Annotated in this window: 6 protein-coding genes; 3 read left to right on the forward strand and 3 right to left on the reverse strand. The window is 50.1% G+C overall.

Annotated features, from left to right (window positions below):
- Positions 1-226 precede the first annotated feature (226 nt).
- Positions 227-1513 (forward strand): MFS transporter, encoded by a 1287-nt coding sequence (locus FZ040_RS08265; RefSeq protein ID WP_149171549.1) that lies wholly within the window; start codon positions 227-229, stop codon positions 1511-1513.
- Positions 1514-1972: 459 nt separating this feature from the next.
- Here the strand turns inward: FZ040_RS08265 and FZ040_RS08270 are convergent, their stop codons facing one another.
- Entirely contained in the window at positions 1973-3391 is a 1419-nt protein-coding gene (locus FZ040_RS08270) for a GntP family permease (RefSeq protein ID WP_149171550.1), read from the reverse strand.
- 334 nt (positions 3392-3725) lie between these two features.
- Complete coding sequence (locus FZ040_RS08275; protein ID WP_149171551.1) at positions 3726-4304, reverse strand: flavodoxin family protein; 579 nt, start codon at positions 4302-4304, stop codon at positions 3726-3728.
- A 177-nt stretch (positions 4305-4481) separates the two neighbouring features.
- Between FZ040_RS08275 and thiT the strand changes: the two genes are divergently transcribed.
- Complete coding sequence (gene thiT, locus FZ040_RS08280) at positions 4482-5084, forward strand: energy-coupled thiamine transporter ThiT (RefSeq protein ID WP_255448808.1); 603 nt, start codon at positions 4482-4484, stop codon at positions 5082-5084.
- A complete protein-coding gene (locus tag FZ040_RS08285; protein ID WP_149171552.1) occupies positions 5084-6253 on the forward strand; it encodes an MFS transporter in 1170 nt (389 codons plus the stop codon). Before thiT ends, FZ040_RS08285 begins: the two co-directional genes overlap by 1 nt.
- A gap of 59 nt (positions 6254-6312) precedes the next feature.
- On the opposite strand, the gene holA is transcribed toward FZ040_RS08285, so the two are convergent.
- The gene (holA, locus tag FZ040_RS08290; RefSeq protein WP_149171553.1) at positions 6313-7359 is read right to left on the reverse strand and encodes a DNA polymerase III subunit delta; all 1047 of its coding nucleotides are present in this window, start codon (positions 7357-7359) and stop codon (positions 6313-6315) included.
- Between the last annotated feature and the right edge of the window lie 208 nt (positions 7360-7567).

Genomic DNA, 7567 nt, shown 5'->3' on the forward strand with positions numbered 1-7567 from the left:
AGACAAGATTCGCCGCCACTCCTATAATGACTGTTTGAAACTTGTAGTTTATATATGATAGAAAGGTGAATCTATGACCAGTCAGATTTCACGAGATTACATCCATGAGCTAAGCGTCACAGCTCATATCGACGCAACGGATGCGGCAGATTATCTGCAAACATTGCCCTTCCCCGTCTGCCGTCCTTTCCGGTGCCGTCACGCAGTGCGAAAGGAGACTTTATCCATGTCATCTGTTTCTGAAGCTGCTTCGGAAAAACTCTGGAGCAAAGATTATGTTTTTGATATCGGCATCAACTTTCTTGTTTACAGCGTTCATTTCCTGTTGATGCTTTGGTCTACGGCTTATGCCATCCATACCTGGAACGCCTCCATCGGTATGGCCGGCCTTGCCTCCGGCCTCTTTATTGTGGGCGCACTTTTCGCCCGCATTCCCGCAGGGCGCTTTATCGACTTTGTCGGCCGCCGCAAAATGTTTTTAGGCGGGACCTCCCTGTTCTTCCTGTTGATATTATGCTATGAACTAGCCCCAACCCTCGGAACCTTTATGGTGGTTCGCTTTCTTCATGGCCTGGCCTTCGGGACTACTTCCACCGCGGCCAGCACTGTTGTTGCCGCCCTGGTTCCCCTAAAGCGCATGGGAACCGGCATTGGCTACTTCACCCTGGGAGTTACGCTGGCATCAGCCATTGGTCCGTTCCTGGCTATGAATATTACCCAAGCCGGTGCTTTTAGTCTCGGCATTGAAATTTGCTCCGCAGCAACATTCGTGATTTTCCTTCTTTCCTTTTTCCTCAAAACGCCGGAACGTGTCATTCTCCCCTCGGAACGGGAAGACTTACATCATATTTCCTTTGACCGCTTTTTCTCCATAAAGGCACTTGGCATTTCTACCATTGCCTTCATGGGCGGCGTCTGCTATTCGACGGTCTTGAGCTTTCTGGGAGCTTATACCAATGCCATTGGCGTAACGGGTATCGGGGCCACTTGTTTCTTCCTCTGCTTTGCCGCGACTTCTTTTATCAGCCGTCCACTTACCGGCTTCCTGCTCGATAACTACGGCGGCAACATCGTCATTTATCCGTCACTGCTCTGCATGGCCATCGCCATGAGCATCATCGCCCGGGCGACCTCGGATATCCCGCTTTTGATTGGTGCCTTGTTCCTAGGCTTTGGCTATGGTACCGTAACCGCCTCCTGCCACGCACTGGCGGTCCACTGTGCACCAATGCATCAGGTCGGCATCGCCACCAGCACCTACTTTGTCCTGCTTGACCTCGGCATCGGCGTCGGCCCGTATACGTTAGGCAGCTTCGTCCCAGACTTTGGCTTCCAGGTCGTATACATCGGTGCTGGGGCGATTGCCCTGCTCGGTATCGGACTTTACTACTACCTGCTTGCCCGCCACCATCGTTTTACCCGTCATCAGATGGACCGCGACAGTGAAGCTAAGACTATAGTCGCACAACGCCGCCAGCACTTCTATGAGAAGAAACTTTCGCTGCAGCATTGATATCGCTGAATCCTTAATGGAAAAAGCTTCGGAACTATGTCCCGAAACTTTTTCCATATTTTTTATTTATTTTTCACTTGCGACTAAAGACCTATCTATGCTATAATCATATCATCCCTTGAGGATACAACCCCATTACGTATCTAAAAAGGTCCGTATACTCGGTATCATCCGCATAAGGATTTTAGTCCTTTTTCTCTTTGGAGCTGGTATCACAAATCTTCTTTTCAAGATGATACCTTGATACGATGAAAACGATTTTATGATAATTACATTCCTGGCTATGCTCATAATCGGTGGAACGATTATAGCGCCATCCATGTATCCTATCATTCCCAATCACTTTTTCAAGTCCACAATCAACAGCATTCAACACAATTCACAACCAGTTCCAGATGATTGACAAAATCCAGATAAAAATATAGGCCCGAAACCAACTCGGTTTCGGGCCTATATTTTTTAGCATATTCCAGTAAGCATATAGAAGATAATACACAAGAACGGAACGAAAAATTTCAACCCCATAATCACGGCAATATCGTAGTAGGAATCATTATGGGTAAGCCCGCAGATTGCCAGCAGTGTAACCAGTGCACCGCAATGCGGGACCGGGTCAATACCAACCGAAGCAATTGCCACGATACGGTGAAGGACCTCAAGCGGAATTCCCGCAGCCGTTGCCATAGCCGCCCATTGGTCTCCCAATGCCGACAGAGCAATCGTCAAGCCGCCGGAAGCCGATCCTGTGATACCGCACATGATATTCGTCGTGATGACCGCCGACAGCAGCGGGCCAAACGAGTCCGCAATGCCAATCAGCCAATCGGTCACTGGCAAAAAGCCCGGCATGGCCGTAATAACGCAGCCAAAGGCGTAACCAGAAGCGACATTTAATACCGCCGTTCCCGAAGACAAAGCAGCATAATTGATCGGTGCCAAAAAACCATCCATAACGATGAAGCGTTTACGGCCAATATAGGCAGCCGCAAAACTGCTCAGGATAAGCGCCACGCTGATTGACCAGATAGCCGACACTTTGCCGACTTTCGCGGCCAAAAGCGATAAGTGAAGCGGCTTGAAGGCCTCGAGACTTTCCTCATTCCAATGGAAGCCCCATTCCCAGCCAAACGGATTGGAAAGGACCACATTGATGACAATGACCATGACAAGCGGCAGCAGCGCCCAATACCAAGGAATATGGATTTTCGGATTGCGCTTTTTGCGTCCCTCAGTGACGTGATTGCCATAGCCCTCTCCCTGTGCCTTCAAGAGCTTTGCACGGCGTCCAATCCAGCCCCAGCCAATCAGCAGGAAAAGCAGCGACGCAAACAGGCCGATGCCCGGAGCCGCCCAGGTACTGGTCTGGAAATAAGACGACGGAATGATGTTCTGGATTTGTGGCGTACCAGGCAGCGATACCATCGCAAAGGAGAAGATACCCACCCACAAAGCTGCCGGGAGCAGTCGTTTCGGAATATCTGCTTTCTTGAATACCACCGCACCAAACGGATACATGACAAAGGCAACAACGAATACACTGAGTCCGCCATAGGTCAGCGCACCACAGCCCATCAGCACAGCCAGTATTGCCCGCTTTTCCCCAAGCACATCGACAATCTTAGCAGCTACAGCTGATGCCAGCCCGCCCTTTTCCATCAATCGTGCAAATACAGCACCAAACAAAAACACCGGGTAGTATGTTTTGACGTATTCCGCCAGCCGCGTCATGTACAATTCACTGTACACCGGCAGAATATCAAACATGCTTGCCAAGGCTGCCAGCCCCGCAAAAAACGGCGCAATCAGGATGATTGACCAGCCGCGGTAGGCAAAGTACATCAACCCCAGCAAAGCGACTGCGATACAAAATGCCTCCATGTAGTCCAAAGACTCCCTTCTAAAACAGGATTTAATAATAGAAACTTGTAGGAAATCGTAAACGCCGATAATTGAAAATAATACTTTTTTTATTCATAGGAAAAGCAGCCGGCCTTTGATTCCAGCAACCGACTGCTTTTCAAGAAGAATCTCTTCACGATTATTTTCTTTTCCGTTTACGCATTTTATATTAACATTAATGCTGTTTATTGTCAACGCAATCAGTATACTTTTTGCACTAAATAGATAACTATCATAACTTTCAGATATCTATTGACTCGCAAAAAAAGAAGACCACTTCGCCAACTTTGTTGGTAAAAATGGTCTTCCGCGCTCAATCATCTGACGGATTCTTTTGCTGTTCCTTGCGCTTGGCCGCCTGCCTTGCCAGGAATCGCTCTTTCAGGATAAGCTTGCGCTCCATGCGCACGACAAAATCCTTCGCATCGGCGAGGTCTTGTTCATCAGGATGAGTAGACGCCAGCTTCCAGCGCTCGAGGCTCTTTGCCCCTCCATGGGGATCATCCGGTCCAGCCTGCGCGCGTTTCTTCTGCATCACCGGATTGATTTTTCCACGGCAGCCAAACGTTCCTAGTATTTCACAGCCCTCACCCAAATAATAACCGGCGCGGGCAAATGAGGTAATCGCATGCTCACTCACCGGCGAAGTTCCATGGGTTTGGAAAAAGCACACGCGGACATTTTTTACCGTCGGCAAGTATTTGAGCATCAACGGGTCCGGCTGCCCCAAGCGCAGCCAATAACCCAAAGCTACTACATCATATCCGGATACATCTGCCGGTGCATCCTGTACCCGGAACACATCGGCATCACCAGCCTGCTCAGCAATCGCCTCCGCAATCTGCCGAGTATTGCCAGTAACCGAAGAATAAATCACGGCCCATTTAGTCATAGACGCTCCCCCTTTTCTCACCAACAGTTTACCATAGGAAAAAACTTTCCGCCGTGTGTTTTGTTACAGCTCCGCCTGGAAAATCGGCTGTAAAATTGTATCGTTTCTTTTCCAAAACTGTGTTACAATTGAAGCAATCGTTTTTTATCAAAATTACTATAGAAAGAAGTGCTTTGCTTGAACGATTTACTTGCTAATCCAGCTGCTACTGCCCTGCTGATTGGATTGCTGGCCCTGGTTCTGGGATTCATCCGCATCCGTCAGGAAGAGCTCAGCACCCATACGATTATTTTCGCCGCTTTAATGCTTGCGCTGGCAATTATCCTGCAACAGCTCCGTATCTTCCACATGCCACAAGGCGGAAGTGTGACGGCCGGCTCGATGGTGCCACTGCTGTTGATTGCCTACCGCTTCGGACCAGGCATCGGCATGCTGACGGGATTCCTCTACGGTATGATAAATCTCCTGCAGGACCCCTTCGTCCTCCATCCCGTACAGGTTCTTTTCGATTACCCGCTGCCCTTTATGGCCATGGGCCTTGCCGGACTTAGTCCCCATCACCGTTTTCTGGGCACGGCAGCCGCCTTTTTCGGACGCTTTGCCTGCCATTTTCTTTCCGGTGTCGTCTTCTTTGGCTCCTATGCGCCAGCCGGCACCTCGGTCTACCTCTATTCATTTCTCTTTAACATCACCTACCTCGTACCGGAATTTTTGATTTGCTGCCTGATCCTAAAACTCCTGCCAGTCAAACGGCTTGTCTCCGCCATGGAGGCTTCTTGATGATTCCAAGCACTCCACGCATAAATACCCTGCTGCTCAGTGCAGGTCATATGCTCAACGATTTCTACTGCAATTTTCTCCCCATTCTGCTGCCTATCATCATGCCAAAGCTGGGACTGTCGCTTACGTTAAGCGGCCTTTTGGTAATGGTCATGTCAATTACCAGCAACATTCTCCAGCCGGTTTTCGGCTATTTTATGGACCATCATAACTGGCATAACGTTCTGGTTCCCGTTCTCCCCTTTGGTGCAGCCTGCATTTGTGCTATCGGCTTCGTCGAATCCAAGGTACTGTTATTCCTGCTGATTGCCCTGACCGGTCTTTCGGTTTCCTTATTTCACCCCTTAGGTTCCTCGTTGGTGGCAAAATCGGTTGAAGCCAAAAAGCTGGCTGGTGCTATGTCCTATTACATTGCAGGCGGCAATTTTGGCTTTGCCTTTGCCCCGATTGCCCTAGTGGCCTTTACGGAAGCACTGCCGCTTACTTCTCTGCCGTGGCTCATCCTGCCCAGTATTCTCCTGGCCTGGATTTTGTCCGGCAGCAAGCTGGCTGCAATATCCACGAAATCAGACAAAATCAGCGCAGACGAAAAACCGCCAAAGCTTTCCGTTTTGCTCGCCAACCGCGCCGTCATTAAGCTCAACCTGTCCATGGGCCTCCGCTGCTGGACGCATACCTCGGTGTCCACCTTCCTGCCCCTGCTGTTAATTCATGCGGGCTGCAGTTCCCTGCGTTCCGGGTTCCTGCTTACGCTGTTTCTCGTAGGCTGCACAGCTGGCGGACTGGCAGGTGGCTGGATCGGCGGCAAACGTCTTTCCCACAAGACAGTCATCATCGCCTCACTGCTGCTTGGCGCTTTGCCGACCTACTACTTTTTCACACACGCTGGCACAAATCCCCTGGCGCTAACCGCTTTATTCTTCTCGGGATTCTTCCTGCTGGCGCCCCAGCCAAGCTCCATCGTCTGGGCCCATGGCTTAATGCCTGGCAATGCCGGTATGGCTTCGGGCATGATGATGGGCTTATCCTTCGGACTCGGCAGTATCGGCACAGCACTCACTGCCTGGCTGGCCGACTACATCGGTCTTCCGACAGCCCTGCTGCTGACGACCATTCCGATGCTGCTGTCCGCCTTTGTTGCCGCTATCACCCCACAAAAATGCCACTAAGGCAAAAAATCCCGCATAAACCAGTAAAGAAACTGATTTATGCGGGATTTTTGTTATCCTCAGGCTGCGCCACGGCAAAGTTCTATGACCGTATGCTCCAGAATCTCATTGCCGGCCTGGCCTGTCTTCAGCCAGTAATCCGCATCAATGAGCTCAAGCATCGCTCGTTTTAATACCTGCTCGGGGAATCGCTGGGCCGCTTTGCCCAGTTTTTCGGCAATAAACGGATTTAGTTCCAGCGGCTTTGCCAACGCCTTGCCGCGAATTCCCTTCTCCTGCAAAACTTTCGCCTGCCAGAGCTGGCGGACATGACGGGTCAAAAGCGACAATATCACGGTGAAATACGTGCCGTCATCGAGCTGCCGCCGCAAAAGCATCAACGCCTTCTGCGCATTGCGCTCACTGATAGCATCCATCAGGGCAAAAATCGATACCTCCGGCAGTCCGGCAAATACCTTGACCAAAGCCGCCTTGGTAATCCGGCGGTCTTCGGAAAACAGGGCCAGCTTGTCAAATTCCCGGTCTAAAAATTCCAAGGAAATCTGCTGCATCATGCTGACGGCTCCCTGAAAATACGCATAAGCATCCCGGTCCATATCGCGATTCATCGCCTGCAGTTTTCCCTGCAGCCAATCGTTGATATTCCAGGCACGGATCGCCTCCGCCTCGAGCACCATGCCGCATTTTTCGACCAGCTTATAGATTTTGCGCCGTTTATCCGCCTTGTCCGGCGATATGAAAATCACATAGCTGAACTCCGGCATATCCGCCAGCACATTTAACAAGCGCTCCATTTTCTTATCCTTGCCGGAAGACTTCTGCTCCTCATCCTTTTTGCGGTTATCCTTAAACAATGTCGTATTCCGGATGAGTAGCACATTTTTCGCCGTAAAAAACGGAGCGGTGTTTATCATGCTGACCAAATCGTCAGCATCCACCTCACCATTTAACTTCTGCACCGAATCCGCCGCTTCCTGCGAATCAGAAAACAGGCCCGCCATAATCTTGGCCAACGCCTTATCGATATAATAATGTTCCTCGCCCGCCAGCAGGAATACATGAGAATCCTGCTTCGGAAGCTTTACCATAAATTCGCCAAATTTCACAAGCTGCACGCATCTTTCTATCTCAAAATTATATTTCGTACCTCCTATTATACCCCATCAAGCTATATTTCCAAAGACAAATCCCCCGACATTCGCTTTAAACCACATCATCTCTGATATGGTAAATTGCAGTTTATCAGTTCGTGAGTTCACGTTCGAAGCACCCCTTTGCCGCCGCTAGGGACAGTGCCAACACTACGCCAAGATG

It is taken from the genome of Pseudoselenomonas ruminis (assembly GCF_008271295.1).
Lineage (GTDB): Bacteria > Bacillota > Negativicutes > Selenomonadales > Selenomonadaceae > Selenomonas_A > Selenomonas_A ruminis.

What these genes read in the sequence shown, in the direction of transcription:
- FZ040_RS08265 (WP_149171549.1), top strand. Translation starts at nt 227, where the DNA reads ATGTCATCTGTTTCTGAAGCTGCTTCGGAAAAACTCTGGAGCAAAGAT.
- FZ040_RS08270 (WP_149171550.1), bottom strand. Translation starts at nt 3,391, where the DNA reads ATGGAGGCATTTTGTATCGCAGTCGCTTTGCTGGGGTTGATGTACTTT.
- FZ040_RS08275 (WP_149171551.1), bottom strand. Translation starts at nt 4,304, where the DNA reads ATGACTAAATGGGCCGTGATTTATTCTTCGGTTACTGGCAATACTCGG.
- FZ040_RS08285 (WP_149171552.1), top strand. Translation starts at nt 5,084, where the DNA reads ATGATTCCAAGCACTCCACGCATAAATACCCTGCTGCTCAGTGCAGGT.